Genomic DNA, 26,192 nt, shown 5'->3' with positions numbered 1-26,192 from the left:
ATGCTGCATTACATCAGTCGACGTTTACTGCTGATCATCCCCACCCTGCTGTGCATTCTGGTGGTCAATTTTTTGATTGTGCAAGCGGCTCCCGGCGGCCCGGTGGATCAGGCCATCGCCCGTTTGCAAGGTTTCAGCGGCGCGGCCGTGGGCGGTGGCGGCGGCGAAATGGCCGCCGCGAATGCCGGTGCCAGCCGCAGTAGCCGAGGCCTTGACCCGGCGCTGATCGAAGAAATCACCAAGCACTACGGTTTCGACAAACCGCTGCATGAGCGCTTGTGGCTGATGCTCAAAAACTACGCGCAACTGGATTTCGGCAGCAGTTTCTTTCGCGGCGCCAAAGTCACCGACCTGATCCTGCAAAAGCTGCCGGTGACTATCTCGCTCGGGCTCTGGGCCACTTTAATCACCTACCTGGTGTCGATCCCGCTGGGCATTCGCAAAGCGATCCACAACGGCAGCACCTTTGATATGTGGACCAGCACCGCCATCATCATTGGCTACGCCATGCCGGCGTTTCTGTTTGCGATCTTGCTGATCGTGGTATTCGCCGGCGGCAGTTATGTCAGTTGGTTCCCGATTCAGGGGTTGGTCTCGGACAACTTCGACAGCCTGAGCTTTTTCGGCAAAATCGGCGATTACCTGTGGCACATGGTGCTGCCGGTCAGCGCCTTGGTGATCGGCGGTTTCGCCACCCTGACCATCCTCACCAAAAACAGCTTCCTCAACGAAATAAGCCGCCAGTACGTGGTGACGGCGCGGGCCAAGGGCTTGACCGAACAACGCGTGCTCTACGGCCACGTGCTGCGCAACGCCATGTTGCTGGTGGTGGCCGGGATTCCCCAGGCGCTGATCGAGGTGTTTTTTGCCGGCTCGCTGCTGATCGAAACCATCTTCAACCTCGATGGCATTGGCCGCATGAGCTACGAAGCCGCCGTGTCCCGCGACTACCCGGTGGTGTTCGGCACGCTGTTTCTGTTCACCCTGTTCGGGCTGTTGATCAAATTGATTGGCGACCTCTGCTACACCCTGCTCGACCCCCGTATCGACTTTTCGGCGAGGACTGCCTGATGTTCACCCTGTCTCCCTTGGGCCGTCGACGCCTCGCCCACTTCAGGGCCAACCGCCGTGGCTGGTGGTCTTTGTGGCTGTTTGTCGGCCTGTTTGTGCTGTGCCTGGGCGGTGAGCTGATCGCCAACGACAAGCCGCTGGCGATTCACTACAAGGACCATTGGTATTTCCCGATTGTGGCTGAATACATCGAGACCGACTTTGGCGGCGAGCTGCCCTTCGAGCCCGATTACCGCAGCGACTACGTGCGCAAACTGATCGCCGGTCAAGGCGGCTGGATGCTGTTCGCGCCCATTCCGTTCAGCTACGACACGGTCAACTACGACCTCACCGAACCCTCGCCCAGCCCACCGACACCGCATAACTGGCTGGGCACCGACGAACAAGCGCGCGACGTCTTGGCGCGGGTGATTTTCGGGGCGCGGATCTCAATCTTGTTTGCGCTGATTCTGACCGCCGTCAGCGCCTTGATAGGCATTACCGCAGGCGCCTTGCAGGGCTTTTATGGCGGGCTGGCAGACTTGATCGGCCAACGCGTGCAGGAGGTCTGGGCCGGGCTGCCGGTGCTGTACCTGCTGATCATTTTGTCCGGGTTCGTGGCACCGAGTTTCTGGTGGCTGCTGGGCATCATGGCGTTATTCAGCTGGCTGGCGCTGGTGGACGTGGTGCGCGCGGAGTTCCTGCGCGGGCGCAACCTGGAATACGTCAAAGCGGCGCGGGCATTAGGCCTGACCGACGGTGCGCTGATGCGCCGACACATTCTGCCGAATGCCATGACCTCGACCCTGACTTACCTGCCGTTCATTTTGACCGGCGCCATTTCGACCCTGACCGCGCTGGATTTTCTGGGCTTCGGCATGCCACCGGGCACCGCCTCATTGGGCGAATTGATCGGCCAGGCCAAGCGCAACCTGCAAGCGCCCTGGTTGGGCCTGACGGCGTTCTGTGCACTGGCGTTGATTTTGTCGCTGCTCGTGTTTATCGGCGAGGCCTGCCGTGATGCTTTCGACCCCCGGAGTTGAGATGACCAACAACACATTGATAGAAATACGCGACCTGCGCGTGGCGTTTGGCGGCCGGGAAGTGGTGCACGGGGTCAACCTCGACATTCGCCGTGGCGAGTGCCTGGCGCTGGTCGGCGAGTCCGGCTCGGGCAAGTCGGTGACGGCGCACTCGATCCTGCGCTTGCTGCCCGGCAAAGACGTGCAGACGCACGGCAGCATCCGCTACGACGGCATCGACTTGATCAATGCCAGCGACAGCCAATTGCGCAGTTTGCGTGGCAACCGCATCGCGATGATCTTCCAGGAGCCGATGACCTCGCTCAACCCGCTGCACACCGTGCAAAAGCAGATCAGCGAAATACTCATCACGCACAAAGGCCTGAAAAACCGCGCCGCGCGTGCGCGCACCCTGGAACTGCTGGAGCTGGTGGGCATTCGTGAACCGCACAAACGCCTGAACGCCTACCCGCATCAACTTTCCGGTGGGCAGCGGCAACGGGTGATGATCGCCATGGCGCTGGCCAACGAACCTGAACTGCTGATCGCCGATGAACCGACCACGGCGCTGGACGTGACGGTGCAGCAAAAAATTCTCGAACTGCTGATCGAGCTGCAACAGCGCTTGGGCATGTCGCTGCTGTTGATCAGCCACGACCTTAACCTGGTCCGCAAAATTGCCCAGCACGTGTGCGTGATGCGCGGCGGCGAGATCGTCGAGCAAGCCAGTTGCGACGCGCTGTTCAGAAACCCGCAACATCCTTACAGCCGCACATTGATCGAAGCCGAGCCCGACGGCAGCCCGGTGCCTTGCGACTATCGGCACAACCTGTTGGAAGTCGACAACCTGAAGGTCTGGTTCCCCTTGCCAAAACCGCTGTTCAGCCGCGAGCGGCACTACATCAAAGCCGTGGACGGGGTCAGCTTCGAGCTGAAAAAGGGCAGGACCTTGGGCATTGTCGGCGAGTCCGGTTCGGGCAAGTCGACACTTGGCCAGGCGATTTTGCGACTGGTCGATTCCGAGGGCGAGATTCGCTTCGGCAACAAACACCTGAGCCTGCTCAACCAAGACCTGCTGCGCCCGCTGCGGCGCCAGATGCAGGTGGTTTTTCAGGACCCGTTTGGCAGCCTCAGCCCGCGCATGTCGGTGCAACAAATCATCGCCGAAGGCTTGCTGGCGCATGGCATCGGTACCGAGCAGGAGCGTGAGGACGCGGTGATTCGCGTGCTGCAAGAAGTCGGGCTGGACCCGGAAAGCCGCCACCGCTACCCGCATGAATTTTCCGGAGGCCAGCGCCAGCGCATCTCCATCGCCCGCGCGCTGATCATGGAACCGGCGCTGATATTGCTCGACGAACCCACCTCGGCACTCGACCGCACCGTGCAAAAACAAGTGGTGGATTTGCTGCGCGAACTGCAGGCCAGGCACGGGCTGACCTACCTGTTTATCAGCCACGACTTGGCGGTGGTCCACGCGCTGGCCCACGACATGCTTGTGATCAAGGACGGCAAAGTGGTTGAGCAAGGCTCGGCGCAGTCGATATTCGACGACCCGCAGCATCCGTATACGCGCGAGCTGCTGCACGCGAGTAGCTTGAAACGCGCGCCGGCAACCCCGCAGGCTCTATTCTTATAATCACATTTGAGCGCTAAGCTAGGCGCATGGATGACTCAGACTATTTACGCCTGCTCACCGTAGCGGCCGAACAAGCCAACGCGTTCCTCTCCAATGCCCGCAAATGGGAGCGTGAGCGTTGGGTCTGCCAGCGCCTGCTGCAAGGCTTGAATGTGCCCTACCGGGCTGAAGAGTTTCACGCTGCCGGGCAAGAGCCGCCCGACGTGCTGTTTCGCGACGCCAGTTTCGAAGTGTTTTTTGTGCTGGATGAAGGCCGGCGCCTCAACGACGAATGGCGCGATGAATTGCTGCGCCGGCGCAGTGCGTTTTCGTTGAGCCAACTGGTGCGGCGTGAAGCCAAGCCGCGGCGTATTCCCGCGCATGCATTTTTGCTGCGCCTGGCACCGACCTTGCGCAAAAAAGCGCATAACTACAAAGAACGCGGCATCGACCTGAGCGAGCTGGACCTCATCGCGTTCACCAGCCTCAAGCGCGAAGTGCTCGACCTCAACAGCCATTTCCCGCCACCCACCGAATACCTGCGCCAGGGTTGGCGCTCGCTGTCACTGGTCGGGCCGACCTTTGCCCGCGTGCTGTTCGCCCACCCGCAAGCACCGGATTTCTTGCGCAACAACCTGGGCCGCAGCATAGTGTTCGACGTCGGCATCAGCCTGTGACGCGGCCAGCGGCCAAGCGTGTGGCGCTGCCGCCAATGCCCTGACTGTAACGTGGCGCCGTTTTGCAACGTCTACCTGACGAGGCTTGTATGACCAGCCGCCTGAAACCCGATGACCAACAGCGTGTCGAAGAGTACCTGCAACGCTCCCAAAACCAGGTCGAGCGCAAGCCTTTCAGGCCGTGGCTGCTCCTTGGTGTGGTGCTGGTAGTGGTGATCGGGCTCGGTCTGCCGAGCCGCCTTTTGAGTTACCTGACGCTATGAGCTGCCTGGCGCTCGCGGGGGTAACTGCTCCGATTTCTTTTAGCCTTGCGAGATACCCCCATGACCCATCGTATTATTATCGTCGGCGGCGGCGCCGGCGGCCTGGAGTTGGCTACCCGCTTGGGTAAGACTCTGGGTAAGCGCGGCACCGCCAGCATCACGCTGGTCGACACCAACCTGACCCATATCTGGAAGCCACTGCTGCACGAAGTCGCGGCCGGTTCGCTGAACTCTTCGGAAGACGAACTGAATTATGTCGCCCAGGCCAAATGGAACCACTTCGAGTTCCAGCTGGGGCGCATGAGCGGGCTTGACCGTGAACAGCAGAAAATCCAACTGGCTGCGACCCTCGACGAAGAAGGCCGCGAACTGGTGCCCGCGCGCGTGCTGGGCTATGACAGCCTGGTGATCGCGGTCGGCAGCACCACCAACGATTTCGGCACCGAAGGCGCGGCGCAGCACTGCCTGTTCCTCGACACCCGCAAACAGGCCGAGCGCTTCCACCAGCAGTTGCTCAACCACTACCTGCGCGCGCATGCCGGGCAGACCGATGTGGAAGAGAAAATCAGCGTCGCCATCGTCGGCGCCGGTGCCACCGGTGTCGAGCTGGCCGCCGAACTGCACAACGCCGCGCATGAATTGGCCGCGTATGGCCTCGACCGCATCAAACCGGAAAACATGCACATCACCCTGATCGAAGCCGGCCCACGGGTATTGCCCGCGCTGCCGGAGCGGATCGGCGGGCCTGTGCATAAAACCCTGGAGAAACTCGGGGTGACGGTGTTGACCAATTCTGCGGTCAGCGAAGTCACGGCCGACGCCTTGATCACCAGCAACGGGCAAGTGATTCCCGCCAGCCTCAAGGTCTGGGCTGCGGGTATTCGCGCACCGGGTTTCCTCAAGGACATTGACGGCCTGGAAACCAACCGCATCAATCAACTGCAAGTGCTGCCGACGCTGCAAACCACCCGTGACGAAAACATCTTCGCCTTCGGTGACTGCGCCGCCTGCCCGCAACCCGGCACCGACCGCAACGTGCCGCCGCGCGCGCAGGCCGCTCACCAGCAGGCTTCGTTGCTGGCCAAGTCGCTGAAACTGCGGATTGAGGGCAAAGACTTGCCGTCGTACACCTACACCGACTACGGCTCGTTGATCTCGCTGTCGCGATTCTCGGCGGTGGGCAACCTGATGGGCAACCTGACCGGCAGTGTGATGCTCGAAGGCTGGCTGGCCCGGATGTTTTATGTGTCGCTGTACCGCATGCACCAGATGGCGCTGTACGGGTTCTTCCGTACGGCCATGCTGATGCTGGGCAGCCGGATCGGGCGCGGCACAGAGCCTAGGCTCAAGCTGCACTGATCGACTGCGCCGCCACAAAAAAATCCTCCTGTCGCTCGACAGGGGGATTTTTTATGGGCGGACGATAATCAGCTCTTTTGGTAGAACTCGGCCATATAGTCGACAAACGCACGCACCTTCGGCGCCAGGTGCCGGGACTGCGGGTAGAGGGCGTAATAGTGGCGCTCGCCTAGTGAATAATTGGGCAGGACGTGCACCAGCAACCCCTGCACCAGATCGTTGTGCACAGTGGCCTGGGTGAAACACGCGATGCCGGCGCCGGACAAGGTGGCCGCATGCAGCGCGCTGATCGTGTTGGTCCTGAACCGCCCCGATGGCGTGACCTTGAGTTCCCCGCCACGGGCCGTGCTCAGCGCCCAAACCGAAGAGGCCCCCATGAAGCTCAGCAAGCGATGTTTGTCGAGTTCCTGCGCCGAGCGCGGCAGACCGAAGCGGCCGATGTACCCCGGCGAAGCCACCAGTACTTGCCTGGAAATGGTTAATGTGCGCGCAATCAATGAACTGTCCGCCAGGGCGCCGGCGATTCGGATCGCAACATCAAATTTGTCGGCAACCACGTCGACGAACTGGTCATCACAACACAGCTCAAGCTCAATATTCGGGTAGCCAAGCTGAAAGCCCGGCAACCAATGCGGCAAATCCAGAGTACCGACCACCAGCGGCACACTCACCCTCAGCACGCCTTCAGGCCGTTGATGGCCGTGGGCAATGACTTGGGACGCGGCGTCGACACGCTCAAGGATATCGACGCACGCCACGTAGTACTGCTCCCCTGCGCACGTCAGGCTGAAACGCCGCGTATTGCGGTTGATCAGTTGCGCGCCCAGCTCAATCTCCAACTGCTGCAACTGTCGGGAAATCGTCGAATGAGTGGTATCGAGGCGCTCTGCCGCTGCAGAAAAGCCCTTGGCTTCAACGATGCACCGAAAGGCGCGCATGGCGGATAACTGGTTCATGAAGCAGCCTATCCCAAGCGTGTCGGTTAAATCAGTTAACCGGCAGAGCGATGATGTGCGAGGTGGTCAGCACCGAACCGAACGTATCTTCAATTTCAGCCAACGCCGAGTCGTGCAGCTCATCTTTGGTTACCGAACGGCCATCGGCACGGGTAATCGCCCGCGTCGCGGAGGCATCGGATGCTACCACAACGTTATAGCCCAACGGCGCGGCATCCCGGGCAGCGCCGGCGACACAGGCGTGGGTCATCAGGCCGGTGATAATCAGGGTTTTGACGCCGGCCCTGGTCAATTGCGCATCCAGATCAGTGCTGGCAAACACGCTCACCGTGGTCTTCTGCACGAGCATGTCTTGCGCGCGCGGCTGCATCAGTGGGTGAAAATCAACGCTTTTGCCATTCTTGGCGAACAGCGCTGCGCCGTCCGGGGCGATGTGCTGTACATGAATGACCCGGATGTTGTGTTGGTCGGCAAACGTAATCAGGCGCTGGGTGTTCTTCAAGGCTTGCATGCCATCGGGAATTGGCAAGCGGCCGGTGAAGTATTCATTCTGAAAGTCGATCACCACCAGGGCAGTGGTTTTCGGGTCCAGGCGGTCGGTCGGCTTGGCGCCCAATATGGCGCGCAGGGTCGGCTGCTGATTCGCTGAGGTTTCGGCGGCGACGGCACATTGCCCGAGGCCCATCAGCATGCCGAGGCCGACAAGCGTGGACTTGAGCAAGGCTGGCAACGAGCGGACGGGGTGAGCGGTAGCGATGAGGGTCATGGTGCGAGTTCCTGTTGGAGTGAACAGCTGGAGCCGCCGAGTCTAGAAGGCCGCTACGTCTGCACCAACGCACCCATCCGCACAATATCTGTTCGAAAATCGCACAAGACAGATGAAAAAAACTGGCAAAAAAAATCCCCGTATCTTTCGATACGAGGATTTTTAATATGGTCGGGGTAAGGGGATTCGAACTCCTGACATCCTGCTCCCAAAGCAGGCGCGCTACCGGACTGCGCTATACCCCGGTAAACAAAAGGCGACCTTGCGATCGCCTTCTTCGATCGGCGCTTTTGGCGTCTGATCTTAAGATTCGATTCCAGCGTTAACTGGTCTCAAAAATGGTGGGTCGTGTGGGATTCGAACCTACGACCAATTGGTTAAAAGCCAACTGCTCTACCAACTGAGCTAACGACCCAAATATGGTCGGGGTAAGGGGATTCGAACTCCTGACATCCTGCTCCCAAAGCAGGCGCGCTACCGGACTGCGCTATACCCCGGTTTGAAATTGGCTCCGTGACCAGGACTCGAACCTGGGACCCAATGATTAACAGTCATTTGCTCTACCGACTGAGCTATCACGGAACTACATATTTCAAAGTACAACTTTTACTGCTGTAAAACCTTCTCTTCAGTCCGTCCGTATCGCTACGTTCGTGCCTCCGAGGCGCGCTATTCTACAATCTTAAAAACCCCTGTCAACCCTTTAAATTGCTTTTAAGACAATGATTTGCGCTTCTTTCTGATTTCTTCTTGGGGAGAAGAAACCCGTGGGCTGACGTTGCTGCGGGGCGCACTTTACAAGCCTTTGCCTTACAGTTCAACGCCCTATCGAAAAAAAAGGCCCCGCAACGCGAGGCCTTCTCCGGCAAGCCTTACGGCTTGGGTTTAATGGAAGACGATTTCGTCGTCTGCCACCGTGGCCGTGACGCTGGTGCCCGGCATAAAACTGCCCGACAGAATCAACTGCGCCAGCGGGTTTTCGATCCAGCGCTGAATCGCGCGTTTCAGTGGCCGCGCGCCATACACCGGGTCGTAACCGACCGCGATCAGCTTGTCCAATGCTTCGCGGCTCAGCTCCAGCGACAACTCACGCTCAGCCAGGCGGCTGCGCAGACGCCCCAACTGGATCTCGGTAATACCGGCGATCTGATCCCGCGCCAACGGCTCGAAGATCACCACTTCATCCACCCGGTTGATAAATTCCGGGCGGAAGTGCGTGGTCAGCGCGTCCATTACAGCGGCGCGCTGGCCTTCACGATCGCCAACCAGTTCCTGGATCTGTGCCGAGCCCAGGTTGGAGGTCATCACGATCACCGTATTACGGAAGTCCACGGTGCGCCCGTGGCTGTCGGTCAAGCGGCCGTCTTCGAGCACCTGCAGCAAGATGTTGAACACATCCGGGTGAGCCTTCTCGACCTCGTCCAGCAAAATCACCGAGTAAGGCTTACGCCGCACGGCTTCGGTCAGGTAACCGCCCTCCTCGTAGCCCACGTAGCCTGGCGGGGCACCGATCAAGCGCGCCACCGAATGTTTCTCCATGAACTCGGACATATCGATACGCACCATGGCCTCTTCAGTGTCGAAGAGAAACTCGGCCAAGGCCTTGCACAGCTCGGTCTTGCCCACGCCGGTTGGGCCGAGGAACATGAACGAGCCGCTCGGACGGTTCGGGTCGGACAAGCCGGCACGCGAGCGCCGTACGGCGTTGGACACCGCCACCACCGCCTCTTCCTGGCCGATCACGCGTTGATGCAGCAGGCTTTCCATCTTCAGCAACTTGTCGCGCTCGCCTTCGAGCATTTTCGACACCGGAATACCGGTCCACTTGGAAACCACTTCGGCAATTTCTTCCTCGGTCACCTTGCTGCGCAGCAACTGGTTTTCGCTCTTGCCGTGCTGGTCGACCATTTGCAGGCTGCGCTCCAGGTCCGGGATGACCCCGTACTGCAACTCGGCCATGCGGTTCAGGTCGCCTTTACGGCGCGCCGCTTCGAGTTCCTGACGCGACTGCTCGATCTTTTGCTGGATCTGCGCAGAGCCCTGCACTTCGGCTTTTTCCGAGGTCCAGATTTCTTCGAGGTCGGCGTACTCGCGCTCCAGACGCAGGATTTCTTCCTGAAGCTTTTCCAGACGCTTCTTGGCCGCGTCGTCCTCTTCTTTTTTCAGCGCCTGAGATTCGACCTTCAGTTGAATCAGGCGCCGATCAAGACGGTCGAGCACTTCCGGCTTGGAGTCGATCTCCATGCGAATGCGGCTGGCGGCTTCGTCGATCAAATCGATGGCCTTGTCCGGCAACTGACGATCGGTGATATAGCGATGGCTCAATTTGGCCGCCGCAATGATCGCGCCGTCGGTAATCGCGACTTTATGGTGAACCTCATAACGCTCTTTCAGGCCGCGCAGAATGGCGATGGTGTCTTCTTCGCTCGGTTCCTCCACCAGCACTTTCTGGAAACGGCGCTCCAGGGCGGCGTCCTTTTCAATGTACTGGCGGTATTCGTTAAGCGTGGTCGCGCCGACGCAATGCAACTCACCGCGCGCCAAGGCGGGCTTGAGCATGTTGCCGGCGTCCATCGAGCCCTCGCCTTTACCGGCGCCGACCATGGTGTGCAGTTCGTCGATAAACAGGATGATCTGCCCGTCCTGCTTCGACAGCTCGTTAAGCAGGGATTTGAGGCGCTCTTCAAACTCGCCACGGAACTTGGCACCGGCGATCAGCGAGCCCATGTCCAGCGACAACAGGCGCTTGCCTTTCAGGCCGTCCGGCACTTCACCATTGATGATGCGCTGGGCAAGGCCTTCGGCGATTGCGGTTTTACCCACGCCAGGCTCACCGATCAGCACCGGGTTGTTCTTGGTGCGGCGTTGCAACACCTGGATGGTGCGACGAATCTCGTCGTCACGGCCGATCACCGGGTCCAGCTTGCCTTCTTCGGCGCGCTTGGTCAGGTCGACGGTGTACTTGTCCAGGGCTTGGCGCGACTCCTCATGGTTGGGGTCATTCACCGCATCGCCGCCACGCAGGTTGTTGATGGCGTTTTCCAGGGCTTTTTTGCTCACGCCCTGGCCCAGCAACAACTTGCCGAGCTTGCTGTTCTCGTCCATCGCGGCGAGCAGCACCAGTTCGCTGGAGATGAACTGGTCACCTTTCTGCTGAGCCAGCCGATCCGCCTGGTTGAGCAGGCGCGCCAGCTCCTGCGACATGTTCACGTCGCCGGTTGGGTTTTGGATTTTCGGCAGTTGGTCGAGCTCTTTGCTCAACTCTTTGCGCAGGCTGTTGATGTCAAAGCCCACCTGCATCAGCAAGGGCTTGATAGAACCACCTTGCTGTTCCAGGAGTGCCTGCATCAAGTGCGCAGGCTCGATGGCCGGGTGGTCGAGGCCGACCGCCAACGATTGAGAATCTGATAATGCCAACTGCAATTTGCTGGTTAAACGATCAATACGCATGAGTCACCTTCCTTTTGAGCAGGCCGGAGCTACAAACACATCCTGAATAAAGAAACCTGCCAGATAGCCCTATAGATGGGGTGGATTCTGCAAGATTCAAGCGCGCAAACCTTGATGTGAGTCAGCAGAGTCTAGCGTTCAAGCCAGATAAGTGACGCGAATCGACCGGTGCGTGGGCTGCGGCGATAAGAAAAGAATCGTGGGTCGGTCACGGTACACAAACCGCCACCGTAGACGGCAGTGATGCCGCGTGCGGCGAGGCGCAGGCGCGCCAGTTGGTAGATGTCGGCAAGGTACTTGCCGGGGTTGTGGCTTGGCGCAAACGCTTGGGCAGTGACCGGCAGTTGCTGAACGAACGCCTCACGCACTTCCGGGCCGACTTCAAAGGCTTGCGGGCCAATCGCCGGGCCGAGCCAGACCAAAACGTCGGCAGGCTCGGCATCCAGCCGTTCGAAGGCCGCTTCGAGCACGCCCGCCGCCAGCCCACGCCAACCGGCATGCGCTGCGGCCACGCGCGTGCCGGCACGGTTGCAGAACAGTGCGGGCAGGCAATCAGCCGTCATCGACGTGCAGGCAATACCCGGCGTGCTGGTCCAGCTGCCATCGGCTTCGGCGATGCGCGACGGGTCAGCCTCGACCACGGTTACCCCGTGGACCTGGCGTAACCAGGCTGGCTGAACAGTGAAGGCGTGGCCAAGACGGCGACGATTTTCGAGGACGGCCTCAAGGTCGTCCTCGACATGATCGCCCAGATTGAGGCTGTCGAACGGCGCCAGACTGACGCCGCCCGCACGGGTGGTGACGCAGGCTTTAACCTGGGCCGGCGCGGGCCAGTCAGGTATCAGCCAGTCACTCATCCGATAAACGCCTCGCGATCCTGCTTGAGTAGCGACAACAACCAGACCAAATCGTCTGGCAGAGGCGATTCCCAGCTCATCCGCTTACCGCTCGTCGGATGATCCAGTTCCAGGAAACGTGCATGCAGTGCCTGGCGCGGGAAGGATTTCAGCGATTCAACCATGGTCACACTGGCCGCCGGCGGAATGCGGAAGCGGCCACCGTAGGCCGGATCTCCGACCAACGGGAAGTTAATGTGCGCCATGTGCACGCGAATCTGGTGCGTACGGCCGGTTTCCAGCTTGACCCGCACATGCGTGTGGGAGCGGAAACGCTCCAGCACACGGTAGTGGCTGACGGCCTGCTTGCCGCCTTCCATCACCGCCATACGCTGGCGCTGCTGGCCGTGGCGACCGATAGGCGCGTTAATCTTGCCACCTGCCACCACTACGCCGATCACGATGCATTCGTAGATGCGGCTGACGCTGCGGCTCTGCAATTGTGTGACCAGCTGCGTCTGCGCCTGGATAGTCTTGGCCACCACCATAAGGCCGGTGGTGTCCTTGTCCAGGCGGTGCACGATGCCGCAGCGCGGGACATTGATGATGTCCGGCACGTGATGCAACAAGGCATTGAGCAAAGTGCCATCAGCGTGACCGGCAGCCGGGTGAACCACCAGGCCTGCGGGTTTATTGATGACCAGGATGTCGTCGTCTTCATAGACGATGTCCAGCTCGATGTCCTGAGCGACCCATTCTCCCTGAGCTTCCTGCTCGGCGGTCAGCTCAAGAATCGTACCGCCATGCACTATGTCTCGCGGGCGGATAACCGCTCCATCCACAGTCAGGCGGCCGTCTTTGATCCAGGCGGAAAGGCGCGAGCGCGAGTGCTCAGCGAATAATTGTGCGGCGACTTGATCGAGGCGTTGGCCGCCCAATTCGGACGGCACCTCTGCGCGAAGTTCAATTTTATCGGACATGCTCAGACTAGGCGTGGCACAGCCTTTGGTTTCGGCTGCGCGCTTGTGGTTAAATACGGCGTCTTTTGCCCCGAGGCTTTCAACGGGGCGCTCATCATAACAGGACGGCCCCGCCCAAGACAGCGGCCGTCATAGGGACGCAAGCCGCCATGCAAGTGAAACACCTGCTGCTGATCGCCATCCTCGCCATGACTGCTGCTTGCTCGTCAACAAAGGAAGTCGTCGACGAAAACCTGAGCGAAGTCGAGCTGTATCAATTAGCTCAAAAAGACTTGGACAATAATAGCTACACCAGCGCCACAGCGAAGCTGAAGGCCCTGGAGTCACGCTATCCGTTCGGGCGCTATGCCGACCAGGCACAGCTTGAGCTGATCTACGCCAACTACAAAAACGCCGAGCCGGAAGCTGCCAAGTCCGCCGCCGAGCGTTTTATTCGCCTGCACCCGCAGCACCCGAACGTCGACTACGCCTACTACATGAAGGGCCTGACCTCGTTCGACCAGGACGTGGGCCTGCTGGCGCGCTTCCTGCCGCTGGACATGACCAAGCGTGACCCGGGCGCTGCCCGCGACTCCTACAACGAGTTCGCCCAGCTGACCAGCCGCTACCCCAACAGCCGCTACGCGCCGGACGCCAAGCAGCGCATGATCTACCTGCGCAACCTGCTGGCTTCCTACGAAATTCACGTGGCCCACTACTACCTGACCCGTCAGGCCTACGTCGCTGCCGCCAACCGTGGCCGCTATGTGGTCGAAAACTTCCAGGAAACCCCTTCCGTGGGTGACGGCCTGGCAGTGATGACCGAGGCTTACCAGCGCCTGCACCTGGACGCCCTGGCGACCACCAGTCTGGAAACCCTGAAGCTCAACTACCCCGATCACCCAAGCCTGAAAGACGGCCAGTTCGTGCCTCAGGTTGCCGAAGCCGACAACCGTTCGTGGCTGAGCAAGTACACCTTGGGCCTGATCGAGTCGCGCCCACCGTTGCCGCCGGGCGAAACCCGCGCCAACCAGGACGTGATGAAGCAGTACCAGGACGCCAAAGAAGCGATTCCTTCGGACCTCAAGCCGCATGACGAAAACGGCGACGTGATTGAAGAAGAGGCGCCACAGGCCCTTGGCAACAACGAAGACCGCTCGTGGTTCAGCTACATGACCTTCGGCGTGTTCGACTGATCGTTCGACGCGACGCAAAAGGGAGCCCCGCGAGGCTCCCTTTTTCATGGGCCGGTATTATTGCGCTGTGCGCCTGCCAAGACCTTGGCTAAACTGGCGCATTCCTTGTCGAGAAACTCCCATCATGGTTCGTCTACTGTTCTGGATTGCCGTTATTGCCGCCGCAGTATGGTTGTGGCGCAAATTCAAAAGCCCTGGCGCAGCACAGCAACGCTCCGGCGAATCCGAGGCCGCCTTGATGGTGCGTTGCGCCCACTGCGGCGTGCACTTGCCGCAGAACCGCGCACTCAGCTCACGCCAAGCGTGGTACTGCACGCAGGCGCACCTGGAACAAGGCCCAAAGTCTATCGAGCGTTGACCCGGCCGTGCGGCGCATAAGGCGCCGGGTCGATGATCGGTGTACGCCCCAGCAACAAGTCGGCAAATAACTGGCAGGAGGCCGGTGCCAGTACCAGGCCATTGCGGTAATGCCCGCAATTGAGCCACAGCCCTTTGAAGCCCTGGACCTCGCCGATGTAGGGAATGCCCTCGGGTGAGCCGGGCCGCAAACCGGCCCAATGGCCTACCACGTCGGCGCCTGCCAGCGCCGGAATCAACTCCTCGGCTGAAGCCTTGAGGCTTTGCAGTGCCGACTCGGTTGGCGTCTTGTCGAACCCTTCATGCTCCAACGTGCTGCCGATCAGAATGTGCCCGTCACGCCGCGGGATCGCGTAGCGCCCTTTGGCCAGGACCATGCTCGATAAAAAATCCGCCGCACATTTGTACAGAATCATTTGGCCCTTGACCGGCTCAACCGGTAACGACAAACCCAGCGTGCCGAGCAATTCCCCACTCCAGGCACCAGCAGCCAACACGATATACTCACCCAGTATTGGTCCTGCCGCCGTGTGCACGCCCACCACGCTGTCACCGTCGAGAACAAACCCGTTCACTTCGCACTGCTCATGAACGGTTACGCCGGGCAGCGCCAACAACGCGGCTTTAAGTGCCTTGACCAAGCGCGGGTTACGCACATTGGCCACGCCGGCCATGTAGATCGCCTGGGAATACCCGCCACCCAGCACCGGCACCGCATCATGCACGGCGCGCACATCGACCTTGCTCAATGGCCGCCCCTCGCGGGCAGCCCACGCCAATGCGTCGGCTTCGTCAGCCAGGTCCAGCCAGTACAAGCCCGTGGTATGCACTTGCGGGTCCACGCCGGTGGCGGCGAATAACCGCTCAGCCAGTTGCGGGTAAAAATCCTGCGACCAATGAGCCAGCGCGGTGACCGCCGGGCTGTAGCGCCACGGGTACAGCGGCGAAACAATCCCGCCGCCCGCCCAGGAAGATTCCTGCCCAAGCCCTGAACGCTCCAGCAGCACAACGGCCTGCCCTTGTGTGGCGAGGTTGAACGCGGTCAACAGCCCGATTACGCCACCACCGACAATCACCACTTGCTGTTGCTTAGCCATCATTTGATCCAGCCGATAAAAAGGAAAAAGCGCACCCGGCGCCCACTCATGCAGCACGCTCATCATTGCCCCCAACACGCTTTGCGCGACATGTCGGGGGCGGCGCCGAGGTTGCTGCGCACGCCTGCGCTGGTCAGGCTGAATTCATCGCACAGGTCGTCCGCCATGACTGAGCCGACGACGGGCGTAGCCACCAGGCTGAATGCCTGAAGGCTCGATGCAGCGCTGATTCTATAGCGATCAGTGCCCGCACTGACGCCGGTTGCATCAATAAAAGTGCCGTTGCGCGTGTAAAAACGTTCGAGGTGCTGAGCTTGCTCGATCAATAACGCGACGATTTCTGCGCGATACACCTTTTTTACCTGACCGGTATACGCCGGGTAAGCGATCCCGGCCAGAAACGCGATAATCGCGACAGCCATCAACAACTCGATCAGGGTAAAACCTTGGCAATCCTTGCCCATTGATACGTTCCTTATTGAAGTTGCCGCCATAAAACCCGACGAAATATCAGGCCTTCACCGTCCTCCACCCGCGCGTACACCGTTTCCAGCACCGTGCGCGACTGACCACTGAGCCCCACCGCCGTCACGCGGTAAACCGTTGCACTTGTTTCAGTTGGCAAACCCGCCAGCCCCACCGCCAAACCCAGCGATTGCACGCCATACAGGCCGTTCTTCGAGCCAACCCACGTCACTGCTGACCCAGGGTTTGCCCCGGCACCCGCCACCGAAGATGACTCCAGCGGCGGTGCACACAGGCTCATCGACGAGCACACAGGCAAGGCGCCTCCTGCCCGATCAACAGCCGACTCGCCAAGCCTCAGAGCGCTCTCGGCGCTTTGAAATGACTGATTTCGATGCCACAGGCTTCCGGCGATCTTTTGCTGGGACACCGCCCCTTGCATCGATGCCAGGCCGATCAGTGATAACACCAACAGAAACACCAGGCTGATCAACAGCACCATGCCTGTCTGTTGCCGGTAATAACCGCCATAACGCGCCATGGTCGCCCTACCCCAACCGGTTACGCAGCGCCGCCACGACGCTGTAGGCCTGGTTTTTCACGCGCCCGGTCGGGTCCATCAGCGTCATCTGGATACGCACACTGCGTATCAGCGATTCGTCAGCGGGGCTGGCCTCGTAGCGCACCACGCGCGTCGAGCCTTGCCGGGCCGCCACACCGAAACTGATGTCGAACGCCTGCACGTTATCCACCAGCACCGTCTTGGCCGGCGCTGCAGGCGTGCTGACCTTCAACTGCTGCGTTTCAAAGGTATAAGTGAGCTGGCGTATTGCAAAAAGCGTCTGCCCAGGCGCCGCCGGTGGCGAACGCCCCGCATAGGCTTGGGCGCTGCCCGTGCAGTCGGACAGTACCGTCCAGTCAGGCGTGCCACCGTCGCCCGCACCATCAACAGTCAACAGCGTCAGTGACCTGGAACCGCCTGCAGCATTGGCGCTGACAGGTCGATCAAAGGCCGCCGGGGCGTTCTCGATGTAGGCCGTCGACAGACAACCAAACATGCCCGCCTGGCGAATATCCTGAATCAGCTTGCCCAGTACGAACCGCGCATCATCCTGCAGCAACATGGCGGCCTGCTGGCTGGCTTGCGTGGTTCGAGCGCTGATTGCCACCTGGCTGACGCCGAGTATCAGCACCGAGCCGACGGCCAGTGCGAGCAACAACTCCAGCAGACTAAACCCACGCGCAAATCGCTTCATCGCACCGCCCCCGTCTCGCCGGCAATGCGGCTGGTGAGGGTGAAGGTTTCGCGTGCGCCTTCGGTGTGGGTGCCCCGGGCGTCGTCCCAACTGATACTGACGGTGACTTCGCTGCCACTGACCACCACGGCGCCTTTGCCGGCCTCCCCGGCAAACCCGAGGATATTCGCTTCAAAATCATGCAGGTCGAGGTCACGCACGCTGGCGGTCGCGTTACCGGGCGGCGCTTGGTCGGCTCGGCCCCATGAATAATCGGCGCCTGCGTTGGCGCGAACCCGGTCGAGCATGTCGTAAGCGATGAAACTGGCCTGGCTGATCATCCTTGAGCTGTCGGTGTACTTGAGCGCGTTGAGCTGGATCAGCGCGGCGCCCAGCAGGCCCACTGCAAGAATCAGCACGGCGACCAGCACCTCGATCAGCGTCATGCCCGATTGCGGGCGGTTCAGCAAGCGCGGGAAATTCAGGGTCTGGCAAGCAGGCATTACCGTCGTCATCCATGTCGAAGGCCGAAAAAAAGCAGGCAAACCCTGCTGTGCGACCCAAGACTAGCGCCGGTTTTGGACTGGCGCTGCTCCCGGAACAAAGGGAAATACTTTGGACATAAAGGCCATCATTCAGGCCTGGAAGGCGCGAGCTATACCTATGCCTGTCACCCGCAACACTCACCACGTCCACGGAGGGACGGCATATGACGCAACGCGGTTTTACCCTGATAGAACTGCTACTCAGCCTGGTCTTGAGCAGCATCCTGGCGCACTTGGCGGTGCCGAATTTTAGAGGCCTGCTCGATTCGCAACAGCGCCAGGTTGCCGCCCAAGCGCTGGCCGATGGTCTGCGTTACGCCCGCACCGAGGCCATTGCACGCAATCGCGCGGTGGTCATTCATACGCTGGGGGAGGACTGGAGCCAGGGATGGCGGGTGATACTCGACGCAAGCGGGCGCGGCCACTTGGACGACGACAACCCGGTACTGCTGGAGCGACAGCACAGCGGGCGAGTGCCGATTGTGGGTAACGGGCCGGTCAAGAACCAGGTGCGCTTCAGCGGGTTGGGAGAACCGATATTTTCCGCAGGCGGTTTTCGCGCCGGCACCGTGCATGTGTGCGACGCCGCCCAGGCGCAAAGCCGCTTCCAGGTGGTGCTTGCGCCCAGCGGGCGCATCAGCCTGCGCAGTGAAATAACCGAGCAGGCATTGTGCCGGGGTTCTGCCGGCACTGCAGGGCTTACAGCAACGAGCGAACCCGCAGCTCTTTGGGCATCGAGAACGTGATGTTCTCTTCACGACCGGCCAATTCATCCGCGCCGGTGGCGCCCCACGCCTGCAATTGTTGGATAACGCCGCGTACCAGCACTTCCGGGGCCGAAGCGCCGGCGGTAATGCCGATACGCTCGACACCGTCAAACCAGCTGCGTTGCAGGTCTTCGGCACCGTCGATCAGGTACGCCGGGGTGGCCATGCGTTCAGCCAATTCGCGCAGGCGGTTGGAGTTGGAGCTGTTAGGGCTGCCGACCACCAACACCACGTCGCATTCGTTGGCCAGTTGCTTGACCGCGTCTTGACGGTTTTGCGTGGCGTAGCAGATGTCGTCTTTACGCGGGCCGCCGATCGCCGGAAAGCGCGTGCGCAGCGCATCGATCACGCGGCTGGTGTCGTCCATCGACAAGGTGGTCTGCGTTACAAAGGCCAACCGCTCAGGGTTGTGCACCTGCAAGGCGGCGACGTCTTTTTCGTCTTCGACCAAGTAGATGGCGCCGCCATTGGTGCCGTCATACTGGCCCATGGTGCCCTCGACTTCCGGGTGGCCGGCATGGCCAATCAGAATACATTCACGCCCGTCGCGGCTGTAACGCGCGACTTCGATGTGCACCTTGGTCACCAGCGGGCAGGTGGCGTCGAATACTTTGAGGCCACGGCCAGCCGCTTCGGTACGCACGGCCTGGGAAACACCGTGGGCGCTGAAGATGACGATAACGTCGTCTGGCACTTGCTCGAGTTCTTCTACAAAAATCGCGCCGCGCGCGCGCAGGTCTTCGACCACAAATTTGTTGTGGACGACTTCGTGGCGCACGTAAATCGGCGGCCCGAAAACTTCCAGGGCGCGGTTGACGATTTCAATCGCCCGGTCCACACCGGCGCAGAAGCCACGGGGGTTGGCGAGTTTGATTTGCATGCTGTGCCTCGTGCCTTGCAGGGCTGGAAATTGGATCGTGCAGGAGCCGGTGGCGTCAATCAGAGCGCTTTAACGTCGAAGATTTCAACGTCAAACGTCAAGGTTTTACCGGCCAACGGGTGGTTGAAGTCGATGGTCACTTGCGCTTCATCGAAGGTTTTAACCACGCCCGGCAGTTCGGTATTCGCCGCATCGTTGAAAATCACCAGCAAGCCTTCCGACAGCTCCATGTCCTGGAACTGCGAACGCGGGATGATCTGCACGTTTTGCGGGTTAGGCTGGCCAAAGGCGTTTTCCGGCACAATCTGCAGGGTACGCTTGTCGCCCGCCTTGAAACCGAACAGCGCCGCTTCAAAACCCGGCAGCAGGTTGCCATCGCCGACCTTGAAGGTCGCCGGGGCTTTGTCGAACGTACTGTCGACCGTGTCGCCATTCTCGAGGCGCAATGCGAAGTGCAAAGTGACTTCCGTGTTCTGGCCGATGCGTTGCTCAGCCAATACCTGATCAGTCATTGACGGTCTCTCCGGTTTTCTTGCTTTTGAACATGTCCAACGCCAGCATGATTGCACCGACGGTGATGGCGCTGTCGGCAAAGTTGAACGCCGGGAAGTACCAGCGGTTTTGCCAATGCACCAGGATAAAGTCGATCACATGGCCCAAGGCGATGCGGTCGTACAAGTTGCCCAGCGCGCCGCCCAGCACCAGCGCCAAGGCGATGGCCAGCCAGGTGTCATCGCGGCCCAGGCGTTTGAGCCAGACCACCAGCACCGCACTGACCACCACAGCGATCAAGGCGAACAGCCAGCGCTGCCAGCCGCCGCCATCAGCGAGGAAGCTGAAGGCGGCGCCGGTGTTGTAGGCCAGGGTCCAGCTGAAGTAGTCAGGTATGACCACGATCTGCTGGTACATCTGTAAGGCGCCTTCGAAGTGAGCCTTGCTGAGCTGGTCAATGACCAGCACCAGCACGCTCAGTACGAGCCAGCCCAGACGTCCGAAACGGCTGGAAGCGTTAGGCATAGTGGCGAACCTCACCGGCACCGCTGATGTTGTCGACGCAACGACCGCAGATTTCCGGATGCTCGGGGTTCACGCCAACGTCTTCACGGCAGTGCCAGCAACGGGCGCACTTGGCGAAGGCCGACTTGACCACTTGGAGCTTGAGACCCGGTACTTCGGTCGCCACGGCATCCGCCGGCGCCTGGGCAAACGGTGCCAGGCTGGCGGTGGAAGTAATCAGCACAAAGCGCAGTTCGTTGCTCAGCTTGGCCAGGTCGGCAGTCAGGCCTTCTTCGGCAAACAGCGTGACTTCGGCCTGGAGGTTGCCACCCACGGCCTTGGCCGCGCGCTGAACTTCCAGCTCCTTGTTCACTGCCACTTTCACCGCCATCACGCCTTCCCAGTACTCGCGGCCCAGTTCGAAGTCAGCCGGCAGTTCGGTCAGGCCTTCGTACCAGGTGTTGAGCATCACCGATTCGTTACGCTCACCCGGCAGGTATTCCCACAGTTCGTCAGCGGTGAAGGCCAGGATCGGCGCGATCCAGCGCACCAGCGCTTCGCTGATGTGGTACAGCGCGGTCTGCGCCGAGCGGCGTGCCTTGCTGTTCGCGGCGGTGGTGTACTGGCGATCCTTGATGATATCGAGGTAGAAACCACCCAGCTCCTGCACACAGAAGTTGTGGATCTTCGAGTACACGTTCCAGAAGCGGTATTCGCCGTAGTGTTCCTGCAACTCGCGCTGCAGCAACAGGGTACGGTCCACGGCCCAGCGGTCGAGGGCGAGCATGTCCTCGGCCGGCAGGATGTCGGTGGCCGGGTTGAAACCGGTCAGGTTCGACAGCATGAAGCGTGCGGTATTGCGGATTCGACGGTAGGCGTCGGCACTGCGCGCGAGGATCTGGTCCGACACGGCGATTTCGCCCGAGTAATCGGTCGAAGCCACCCACAGACGCATGATGTCGGCGCCCAAGGTGTCGTTGATCTTTTTCGGCTCGATCACGTTTTTCAGCGACTTCGACATTTTGCGGCCCGTCTCGTCGACGGTAAAACCGTGGGTCAGCAGTTCGCGGTACGGCGCGTGGTCGTCGATGGCGCAACCGGTCAGCAACGAGGAGTGGAACCAGCCACGGTGTTGGTCGGAGCCTTCCAGGTACAGGTCGGCACGCGGGCCGGTCTGGTGGCCCATCGGGTGCGAACCGCGCAGCACGTGCCAATGGGTGGTGCCCGAGTCAAACCACACGTCGAGGGTGTCGCTGATCTTGTCGTACAGCGGCGCTTCGTCGCCCAGCAGCTCGGCGGCGTCCAGCTTGAACCAGGCTTCGATGCCTTCCTGTTCAACGCGCTGGGCCACCACTTCCATCAGTTCGACGGTACGCGGGTGCAGCTCGCCGCTTTCCTTGTTCAGGAAGAACGGGATCGGCACGCCCCAGTTGCGCTGGCGCGAGATGCACCAGTCCGGGCGGTTGGCGATCATCGAGTGCAGGCGCGCCTGGCCCCAGGCTGGCACGAACCTGGTCTCTTCGATGGCTTTGATCGCACGGTTACGCAGGGTTTCGCCGCTGGCCGGTTCTTTGTCCATGCCGATAAACCACTGCGCAGTCGCGCGGTAGATCAGCGGGCTCTTGTGGCGCCAGCAATGCATGTAGCTGTGCTGGATGGTGGCGGTTTGCATCAGCGCACCGACTTCACGCAGCTTTTCGATGATCGCGGGGTCAGCCTTGAAGATGAACTGCCCGCCGAAGAACTCCAGCGACGGCACATAAACGCCGTTGCTTTGCACCGGGTTGATGATGTCGTCGTTGACCAGGCCGTACTTCTTGCAGATCACAAAGTCGTCCACGCCATACGCGGGCGAGCAGTGAACCACGCCGGTGCCGGAACCCAGCTCGACGTAGTCAGCCAGGTACACCGGCGACAGGCGGTCATAGAACGGGTGGCGGAAGTTGATCAGTTCCAGCGCCGTGCCGGTGGTGGTGGCGATCACCGAACCTTGCAGTTCGTAGCGCGCCAGGCAGGCTTCGACCATTTCCTCGGCCAGCACCAGCAGGCGATCACCGACGTCTACCAGCGCGTAGGTGAATTCCGGGTGCACGTTCAGCGCCTGGTTGGCGGGGATGGTCCACGGGGTGGTGGTCCAGATCACGATGGCCGCCGGTTTGCTCAGGCTTGCCAGGCCAAAGGCCTCGGCCAGCTTGGCGTCGTCGGCGACCGGGAAGGCCACGTCGATGGTCGAAGACTTTTTGTCTTCGTACTCGACTTCTGCTTCAGCCAACGCCGAACCGCAATCGAAACACCAGTTCACAGGCTTGAGGCCTTTGAACACGAAGCCGCCCTTGACGATTTCGGCCAAGGCGCGGATTTCACCGGCCTCGTTGGTAAAGTTCATGGTCTTGTACGGGTTGTTCCATTCGCCCAACACACCCAGGCGGATGAACTCGGACTTCTGCCCTTCGATCTGCTCGGTGGCGTAGGCACGGCACAGTTCGCGGGTTTTATCCGCGCCCAGGTTCTTGCCGTAGGTCACTTCGACTTTGTGTTCGATCGGCAGGCCGTGGCAATCCCAACCCGGCACATACGGCGCGTCGAAACCCGACAGGGTTTTGGAGCGCAGGATCATGTCCTTGAGAATTTTGTTCAGCGCATGACCGATGTGAATCGTGCCGTTGGCATAAGGAGGGCCGTCGTGCAGCACGAACTTCGGACGATCCTTGCCAATTTCGCGCAACTTTCCGTACAGGCCAATACTGTCCCAGCGCTGCAGGATCTGCGGTTCGCGCTGTGGCAGGCCGGCCTTCATTGGGAAGGCGGTGTCCGGAAGGTTTAGCGTGGCTTTATAGTCGGTCATTTAAGGCTCTTCGGTTAGCGATGGGCGCTAGGTGCGGCTAGTGCACGGGCGGCGGCGACATCCGCATTGATCGCCGTTTTCAACGCCTCAAGCGAGGCGAAACGCTGCTCTTCACGCAGCTTCTGGTGGAAAACCACCGTCAAACGCCGGTCATACAAATCACCGGCAAAATCCAAAAGGTGAACTTCCAGGTGGGCCTTGCCATCACCTGCAACCGTGGGCCTGACGCCTATGTTGGCGACTCCCGGCCACGGCTGGCCGTCGATGTCGACACTCACCAGGTAAACCCCGGTGAGTGGCACACGGCGGCGCTTGAGTTGCACGTTGGCGGTTGGCGTGCCCAATTGGCGCGCCAGCTTCTGGCCGTGCAGTACCCGCCCGGCAATGCGGAACGGGCGACCGAGCAAACGCTCGGCCAAGGCGAAGTCGGCGGCGGCCAGGGCGTTACGCACCTGGGTGCTGCTCACGCGCAGGCCGTCCAGTTCGACGGTTTGCGCGGCTTCGACTGTAAAACCCTGGTTGACGCCGGCGTGTTGCAGGAAATCGAAATCGCCAACGCGGTCGCAACCAAAACGGAAGTCGTCGCCGACTTCCAGGTGCTGCACGCCCAGGCCATCGACCAGGATACGGTCGACGAACTCGGCGGCGCTGAGGCTTTGCAAACGCTGGTTAAAGGCCAGGCACAGGACACGGTCCACGCCCTCTTCAGCCAGCAGTTGCAGCTTGTCCCGCAGGCGGGCCAGCCGTGCCGGCGCCGTTTGCGGGGTGAAAAATTCCCGCGGCTGTGGCTCAAAAATCACCACGCAGCTGGGCACACCCAACTCGACCGCTCGTTCGCGCAACCGGGCCAGAATAGCCTGGTGGCCACGGTGAACACCGTCAAAGTTGCCAATAGTGGCGACGCAGCCCCGATGCTGGGGGCGCAGGTTGTGGAGACCTCGAACCAGCTGCATAACGCGCTTCTTGCTCATAAAGTGGTCGATTATAACCACACCCGGCCTCAGACGACAGGCAACAGCGCAGGCCAAATCGATCGAATCGATAAAACAACCGTTTTATCGCGGCAAAGTGGCTAACTCAGCGACTTGCGATTGAAATCGCGCAGGCGAAAACCTTGCAGCAGCAACATTCCGAAGTACACCACCACGCCCGCAACCACCAATACGCCAAGGCGCATGAAGCGCTCAAGCATGTGGCCTTGATCCCACGCGGGCATAAAATGCATCAGCACCAGCAAAACCGCCGACATCGCCGCCACCGCCACCAACAGCTTCAGCGCAAACAGGCCCCAGCCTGGCTGCGGCTGGAACATCTGTTGCTTACGCAGTTGATAAAACAGCAGGCCGGCGTTGATGCACGCGCCAGCACTGATGGCCAGCGCCAGCCCGGCATGCGCCAGTGGGCCGATAAACACCAGGTTGAGCAGTTGCGTGACGATCAGCGTGAAGACCGCAATTTTGACCGGCGTGCGGATGTTTTGCTGGGCGTAGAACCCCGGCGCCAGCACTTTGATCACAATAATGCCGAGCAGGCCGACGGAGTAAGCCACCAGCGCGTGCTGGGTCATCAAGGCATCGTGCGCATCGAATTGGCCGTATTGGAACAGCGAAACGGTCAGCGGCTCGGCCAAAATCCCCAAGGCAAGCGAGCATGGCAGCACCAGCACAAAGCACAGGCGCAGGCCCCAATCGAGAATGCGCGAGTACTCCTGGCGATTCTTGCTGGCGTAGGTACGCGCCAGCGTCGGCAGCAAAATCGTACCCAGGGCCACGCCGAGCACGCCGGAGGGCAATTCCATCAGGCGATCGGCGTAGTACATCCACGACACTGAGCCCGAGACCAGCAGCGAGGCGAACGCGGTGTTGATGATCAGCGAAATCTGGCTGACCGAAACGCCGAGAATCGCCGGCAGCATGTTGCGCATCACGCGCCACACGCCGGTGTCGGCCAGGTTCAGGCGCGGCAGCACGAGCATGCCGATCTTTTTCAGGTGTGGCAGCTGGTAGAGCAATTGCGCCAAACCGCCGGCCAGCACCGCCCAGCCGAGGGCCATAACCGGCGGGTCGAAGTACGGCGTGAGGAACAGCGCAAAAATAATCATGCTGACGTTGAGCAGCGTCGGCACGAAGGCCGGCACCGAAAAACGGTTCCAAGTGTTAAGAATCGCGCCCGCCAGCGATGACAGGGAAATCAGCAATATATAAGGAAAGGTCACACGCAGCAGGTCGGTGGTCAGCGCGAATTTTTCCGGGGTATTCGCAAAACCCGGCGCCGTGGCCCAGATCACCCATGGCGCAGCGAGCATGCCGACCAGTGTCACCAGCATCAGCACCAGGGTCAGCAGGCCCGAAACGTAGGCAATAAATGTGCGCGTGGCCTCTTCGCCCTGCTGGGTTTTGTATTCGGCCAGGATCGGCACAAAGGCTTGGGAAAATGCGCCCTCGGCGAAGATCCGTCGCAGCAGATTGGGCAGTTTAAACGCAATAAAGAAGGCATCCGTGGCCATGCTGGCGCCAAAAATGCGCGCCAGCAGGGTGTCACGCACGAACCCCAAAACCCTTGAGATCATCGTGATAGAGCTGACGGCAGCCAACGATTTGAGCAGATTCATTGAAAGAGTTTGCGCCTATAGATAAAGAGCAGGCGAACAAAGCGCCCACATATGCGATACTGCGCGCCTGCAACAGCACAGAGCCAAAGCTCGCGAGTTTACAGGTCAAGCGCCGGAAATAAATCACCCGCCTCTTCAGATCGACCACTCAGCAGTTCGCATCAGCCGCTCTTGACAACCCATCAAGTCATCGGCATGATTCGCGGCCTATTTTGTTTGCTATTTCCTAAAAAGTCTTTCGAGGA

Annotated in this window: 25 protein-coding genes and 4 tRNA genes; 9 read left to right on the top strand and 20 right to left on the bottom strand. The window is 60.4% G+C overall.

Annotated elements, in window-relative coordinates:
* The 6 genes from AO240_RS05160 to AO240_RS05135 all read left to right on the top strand — a co-directional run bounded on the left by AO240_RS05160 (window position 1) and on the right by AO240_RS05135 (window position 5,986).
* Window positions 1–1,071 carry a microcin C ABC transporter permease YejB gene (locus AO240_RS05160; protein WP_058412756.1) on the top strand — a complete coding sequence of 357 codons (1,071 nt, stop codon included), beginning with the start codon at window positions 1–3 and terminating at the stop codon, window positions 1,069–1,071.
* Entirely contained in the window at window positions 1,071–2,093 is a 1,023-nt protein-coding gene (locus AO240_RS05155) for an ABC transporter permease (RefSeq protein ID WP_099235421.1), read from the top strand. The genes AO240_RS05160 and AO240_RS05155 overlap by 1 nt, the downstream gene beginning before the upstream one ends.
* A 1-nt stretch (window position 2,094) precedes the next feature.
* Complete coding sequence (locus AO240_RS05150; RefSeq protein ID WP_099235420.1) at window positions 2,095–3,708, top strand: ABC transporter ATP-binding protein; 1,614 nt, start codon at window positions 2,095–2,097, stop codon at window positions 3,706–3,708.
* A gap of 26 nt (window positions 3,709–3,734) precedes the next feature.
* Window positions 3,735–4,364 (top strand): DUF1780 domain-containing protein, encoded by a 630-nt coding sequence (locus tag AO240_RS05145; protein ID WP_099235419.1) that lies wholly within the window; start codon window positions 3,735–3,737, stop codon window positions 4,362–4,364.
* 89 nt (window positions 4,365–4,453) lie between these two features.
* Complete coding sequence (locus tag AO240_RS05140) at window positions 4,454–4,627, top strand: DUF3094 family protein (protein WP_099235418.1); 174 nt, start codon at window positions 4,454–4,456, stop codon at window positions 4,625–4,627.
* A 60-nt stretch (window positions 4,628–4,687) separates the two neighbouring features.
* On the top strand, window positions 4,688–5,986 hold the full coding sequence (locus AO240_RS05135; RefSeq protein WP_058412761.1) for an NAD(P)/FAD-dependent oxidoreductase: 1,299 nt from the start codon (window positions 4,688–4,690) through the stop codon (window positions 5,984–5,986).
* Between the two features lie 68 nt (window positions 5,987–6,054).
* On the opposite strand, the gene AO240_RS05130 is transcribed toward AO240_RS05135, so the two are convergent.
* The 9 genes from AO240_RS05130 to rluD all read right to left on the bottom strand — a co-directional run bounded on the left by AO240_RS05130 (window position 6,055) and on the right by rluD (window position 12,974).
* Window positions 6,055–6,942, bottom strand: coding sequence for a LysR family transcriptional regulator (locus AO240_RS05130; protein ID WP_177445777.1), 888 nt, complete (start codon window positions 6,940–6,942; stop codon window positions 6,055–6,057).
* A gap of 31 nt (window positions 6,943–6,973) precedes the next feature.
* The gene (locus AO240_RS05125) at window positions 6,974–7,708 is read right to left on the bottom strand and encodes a cysteine hydrolase family protein (RefSeq protein ID WP_099235417.1); all 735 of its coding nucleotides are present in this window, start codon (window positions 7,706–7,708) and stop codon (window positions 6,974–6,976) included.
* A 168-nt stretch (window positions 7,709–7,876) separates the two neighbouring features.
* Window positions 7,877–7,953: transfer RNA gene (locus tag AO240_RS05120), tRNA-Pro, on the bottom strand.
* 94 nt (window positions 7,954–8,047) lie between these two features.
* Window positions 8,048–8,123, bottom strand: a tRNA-Lys gene (locus AO240_RS05115).
* A 5-nt stretch (window positions 8,124–8,128) separates the two neighbouring features.
* A tRNA-Pro gene (locus AO240_RS05110) sits at window positions 8,129–8,205 on the bottom strand.
* Window positions 8,206–8,214: 9 nt separating this feature from the next.
* Window positions 8,215–8,290: transfer RNA gene (locus AO240_RS05105), tRNA-Asn, on the bottom strand.
* A gap of 303 nt (window positions 8,291–8,593) precedes the next feature.
* Window positions 8,594–11,158 (bottom strand): ATP-dependent chaperone ClpB, encoded by a 2,565-nt coding sequence (gene clpB, locus AO240_RS05100; RefSeq protein WP_099235416.1) that lies wholly within the window; start codon window positions 11,156–11,158, stop codon window positions 8,594–8,596.
* 131 nt (window positions 11,159–11,289) lie between these two features.
* Window positions 11,290–12,015 carry a peptidoglycan editing factor PgeF gene (gene pgeF / locus AO240_RS05095; RefSeq protein ID WP_099235415.1) on the bottom strand — a complete coding sequence of 242 codons (726 nt, stop codon included), beginning with the start codon at window positions 12,013–12,015 and terminating at the stop codon, window positions 11,290–11,292.
* The gene (gene rluD / locus AO240_RS05090) at window positions 12,012–12,974 is read right to left on the bottom strand and encodes a 23S rRNA pseudouridine(1911/1915/1917) synthase RluD (protein ID WP_058412766.1); all 963 of its coding nucleotides are present in this window, start codon (window positions 12,972–12,974) and stop codon (window positions 12,012–12,014) included. Before rluD ends, pgeF begins: the two co-directional genes overlap by 4 nt.
* Window positions 12,975–13,123: 149 nt before the next feature.
* Here rluD and AO240_RS05085 point away from each other — a divergent pair, with 149 nt between their 5' ends.
* Together AO240_RS05085 and AO240_RS05080 are read left to right on the top strand one after the other, a co-directional pair.
* On the top strand, window positions 13,124–14,149 hold the full coding sequence (locus AO240_RS05085) for an outer membrane protein assembly factor BamD (RefSeq protein WP_058412767.1): 1,026 nt from the start codon (window positions 13,124–13,126) through the stop codon (window positions 14,147–14,149).
* Window positions 14,150–14,273: 124 nt separating this feature from the next.
* Window positions 14,274–14,507: a PP0621 family protein gene (locus AO240_RS05080; protein ID WP_099235414.1), complete on the top strand. Its 234-nt coding sequence runs from the start codon at window positions 14,274–14,276 to the stop codon at window positions 14,505–14,507.
* Here the strand turns inward: AO240_RS05080 and thiO are convergent.
* The 5 genes from thiO to pilV all read right to left on the bottom strand — a co-directional run bounded on the left by thiO (window position 14,494) and on the right by pilV (window position 17,806).
* Window positions 14,494–15,603 carry a glycine oxidase ThiO gene (gene thiO / locus AO240_RS05075; protein ID WP_099235450.1) on the bottom strand — a complete coding sequence of 370 codons (1,110 nt, stop codon included), beginning with the start codon at window positions 15,601–15,603 and terminating at the stop codon, window positions 14,494–14,496. The genes AO240_RS05080 and thiO overlap by 14 nt on opposite strands.
* Window positions 15,604–15,665: 62 nt before the next feature.
* Window positions 15,666–16,067, bottom strand: coding sequence for a type IV pilin protein (locus AO240_RS05070; RefSeq protein ID WP_099235413.1), 402 nt, complete (start codon window positions 16,065–16,067; stop codon window positions 15,666–15,668).
* Between the two features lie 11 nt (window positions 16,068–16,078).
* Window positions 16,079–16,609, bottom strand: a complete 531-nt coding sequence (locus tag AO240_RS05065; RefSeq protein ID WP_099235412.1) for a PilX N-terminal domain-containing pilus assembly protein — start codon at window positions 16,607–16,609, stop codon at window positions 16,079–16,081.
* Window positions 16,610–16,616: 7 nt separating this feature from the next.
* Window positions 16,617–17,324 carry a PilW family protein gene (locus AO240_RS05060; protein ID WP_099235411.1) on the bottom strand — a complete coding sequence of 236 codons (708 nt, stop codon included), beginning with the start codon at window positions 17,322–17,324 and terminating at the stop codon, window positions 16,617–16,619.
* The gene (gene pilV / locus AO240_RS05055) at window positions 17,321–17,806 is read right to left on the bottom strand and encodes a type IV pilus modification protein PilV (protein ID WP_099235410.1); all 486 of its coding nucleotides are present in this window, start codon (window positions 17,804–17,806) and stop codon (window positions 17,321–17,323) included. The genes AO240_RS05060 and pilV overlap by 4 nt, the downstream gene beginning before the upstream one ends.
* A gap of 206 nt (window positions 17,807–18,012) precedes the next feature.
* Between pilV and AO240_RS05050 the strand changes: the two genes are divergently transcribed.
* Window positions 18,013–18,594, top strand: a complete 582-nt coding sequence (locus tag AO240_RS05050; RefSeq protein ID WP_099235409.1) for a GspH/FimT family protein — start codon at window positions 18,013–18,015, stop codon at window positions 18,592–18,594.
* On the opposite strand, the gene ispH is transcribed toward AO240_RS05050, so the two are convergent.
* From ispH to murJ, 6 genes are all read right to left on the bottom strand, one after another.
* Window positions 18,548–19,495: a 4-hydroxy-3-methylbut-2-enyl diphosphate reductase gene (ispH, locus tag AO240_RS05045; protein ID WP_058412774.1), complete on the bottom strand. Its 948-nt coding sequence runs from the start codon at window positions 19,493–19,495 to the stop codon at window positions 18,548–18,550. The two genes, AO240_RS05050 and ispH, sit on opposite strands and share 47 nt — an antisense overlap.
* Window positions 19,496–19,554: 59 nt before the next feature.
* Window positions 19,555–19,992, bottom strand: coding sequence for an FKBP-type peptidyl-prolyl cis-trans isomerase (gene fkpB / locus AO240_RS05040; protein WP_177445778.1), 438 nt, complete (start codon window positions 19,990–19,992; stop codon window positions 19,555–19,557).
* A gap of 7 nt (window positions 19,993–19,999) precedes the next feature.
* A complete protein-coding gene (gene lspA / locus AO240_RS05035) occupies window positions 20,000–20,512 on the bottom strand; it encodes a signal peptidase II (RefSeq protein ID WP_064450637.1) in 513 nt (170 codons plus the stop codon).
* A complete protein-coding gene (ileS, locus tag AO240_RS05030) occupies window positions 20,505–23,336 on the bottom strand; it encodes an isoleucine--tRNA ligase (protein ID WP_099235407.1) in 2,832 nt (943 codons plus the stop codon). Before ileS ends, lspA begins: the two co-directional genes overlap by 8 nt.
* 14 nt (window positions 23,337–23,350) lie before the next feature.
* A complete protein-coding gene (gene ribF, locus AO240_RS05025; RefSeq protein WP_058412778.1) occupies window positions 23,351–24,289 on the bottom strand; it encodes a bifunctional riboflavin kinase/FAD synthetase in 939 nt (312 codons plus the stop codon).
* A 119-nt stretch (window positions 24,290–24,408) separates the two neighbouring features.
* On the bottom strand, window positions 24,409–25,947 hold the full coding sequence (murJ, locus tag AO240_RS05020) for a murein biosynthesis integral membrane protein MurJ (protein ID WP_099235405.1): 1,539 nt from the start codon (window positions 25,945–25,947) through the stop codon (window positions 24,409–24,411).
* Window positions 25,948–26,192 lie beyond the last annotated feature (245 nt).

Source organism: Pseudomonas sp. ICMP 460 (genome assembly GCF_002723595.1).
In the GTDB taxonomy this organism is placed as follows: Bacteria; Pseudomonadota; Gammaproteobacteria; order Pseudomonadales; family Pseudomonadaceae; genus Aquipseudomonas; species Aquipseudomonas kitaguniensis.
This window is presented reverse-complemented; position numbering and strand designations above follow the sequence as displayed.

Coding starts and splice junctions, on each gene's coding strand:
- ispH (WP_058412774.1), bottom strand. CDS start 19,495: ATGCAAATCAAACTCGCCAACCCCCGTGGCTTCTGCGCCGGTGTGGAC.
- AO240_RS05080 (WP_099235414.1), top strand. CDS start 14,274: ATGGTTCGTCTACTGTTCTGGATTGCCGTTATTGCCGCCGCAGTATGG.
- AO240_RS05125 (WP_099235417.1), bottom strand. CDS start 7,708: ATGACCCTCATCGCTACCGCTCACCCCGTCCGCTCGTTGCCAGCCTTG.
- AO240_RS05135 (WP_058412761.1), top strand. CDS start 4,688: ATGACCCATCGTATTATTATCGTCGGCGGCGGCGCCGGCGGCCTGGAG.
- clpB (WP_099235416.1), bottom strand. CDS start 11,158: ATGCGTATTGATCGTTTAACCAGCAAATTGCAGTTGGCATTATCAGAT.
- AO240_RS05065 (WP_099235412.1), bottom strand. CDS start 16,609: ATGGCGCGTTATGGCGGTTATTACCGGCAACAGACAGGCATGGTGCTG.
- pgeF (WP_099235415.1), bottom strand. CDS start 12,015: ATGAGTGACTGGCTGATACCTGACTGGCCCGCGCCGGCCCAGGTTAAA.
- AO240_RS05150 (WP_099235420.1), top strand. CDS start 2,095: ATGACCAACAACACATTGATAGAAATACGCGACCTGCGCGTGGCGTTT.
- rluD (WP_058412766.1), bottom strand. CDS start 12,974: ATGTCCGATAAAATTGAACTTCGCGCAGAGGTGCCGTCCGAATTGGGC.
- AO240_RS05130 (WP_177445777.1), bottom strand. CDS start 6,942: ATGAACCAGTTATCCGCCATGCGCGCCTTTCGGTGCATCGTTGAAGCC.
- ileS (WP_099235407.1), bottom strand. CDS start 23,336: ATGACCGACTATAAAGCCACGCTAAACCTTCCGGACACCGCCTTCCCA.
- lspA (WP_064450637.1), bottom strand. CDS start 20,512: ATGCCTAACGCTTCCAGCCGTTTCGGACGTCTGGGCTGGCTCGTACTG.
- AO240_RS05060 (WP_099235411.1), bottom strand. CDS start 17,324: ATGAAGCGATTTGCGCGTGGGTTTAGTCTGCTGGAGTTGTTGCTCGCA.
- ribF (WP_058412778.1), bottom strand. CDS start 24,289: ATGCAGCTGGTTCGAGGTCTCCACAACCTGCGCCCCCAGCATCGGGGC.
- AO240_RS05085 (WP_058412767.1), top strand. CDS start 13,124: ATGCAAGTGAAACACCTGCTGCTGATCGCCATCCTCGCCATGACTGCT.
- pilV (WP_099235410.1), bottom strand. CDS start 17,806: ATGCCTGCTTGCCAGACCCTGAATTTCCCGCGCTTGCTGAACCGCCCG.
- murJ (WP_099235405.1), bottom strand. CDS start 25,947: ATGAATCTGCTCAAATCGTTGGCTGCCGTCAGCTCTATCACGATGATC.
- AO240_RS05050 (WP_099235409.1), top strand. CDS start 18,013: ATGACGCAACGCGGTTTTACCCTGATAGAACTGCTACTCAGCCTGGTC.
- AO240_RS05070 (WP_099235413.1), bottom strand. CDS start 16,067: ATGGGCAAGGATTGCCAAGGTTTTACCCTGATCGAGTTGTTGATGGCT.
- AO240_RS05140 (WP_099235418.1), top strand. CDS start 4,454: ATGACCAGCCGCCTGAAACCCGATGACCAACAGCGTGTCGAAGAGTAC.
- AO240_RS05155 (WP_099235421.1), top strand. CDS start 1,071: ATGTTCACCCTGTCTCCCTTGGGCCGTCGACGCCTCGCCCACTTCAGG.
- AO240_RS05160 (WP_058412756.1), top strand. CDS start 1: ATGCTGCATTACATCAGTCGACGTTTACTGCTGATCATCCCCACCCTG.
- AO240_RS05145 (WP_099235419.1), top strand. CDS start 3,735: ATGGATGACTCAGACTATTTACGCCTGCTCACCGTAGCGGCCGAACAA.
- thiO (WP_099235450.1), bottom strand. CDS start 15,603: ATGGCTAAGCAACAGCAAGTGGTGATTGTCGGTGGTGGCGTAATCGGG.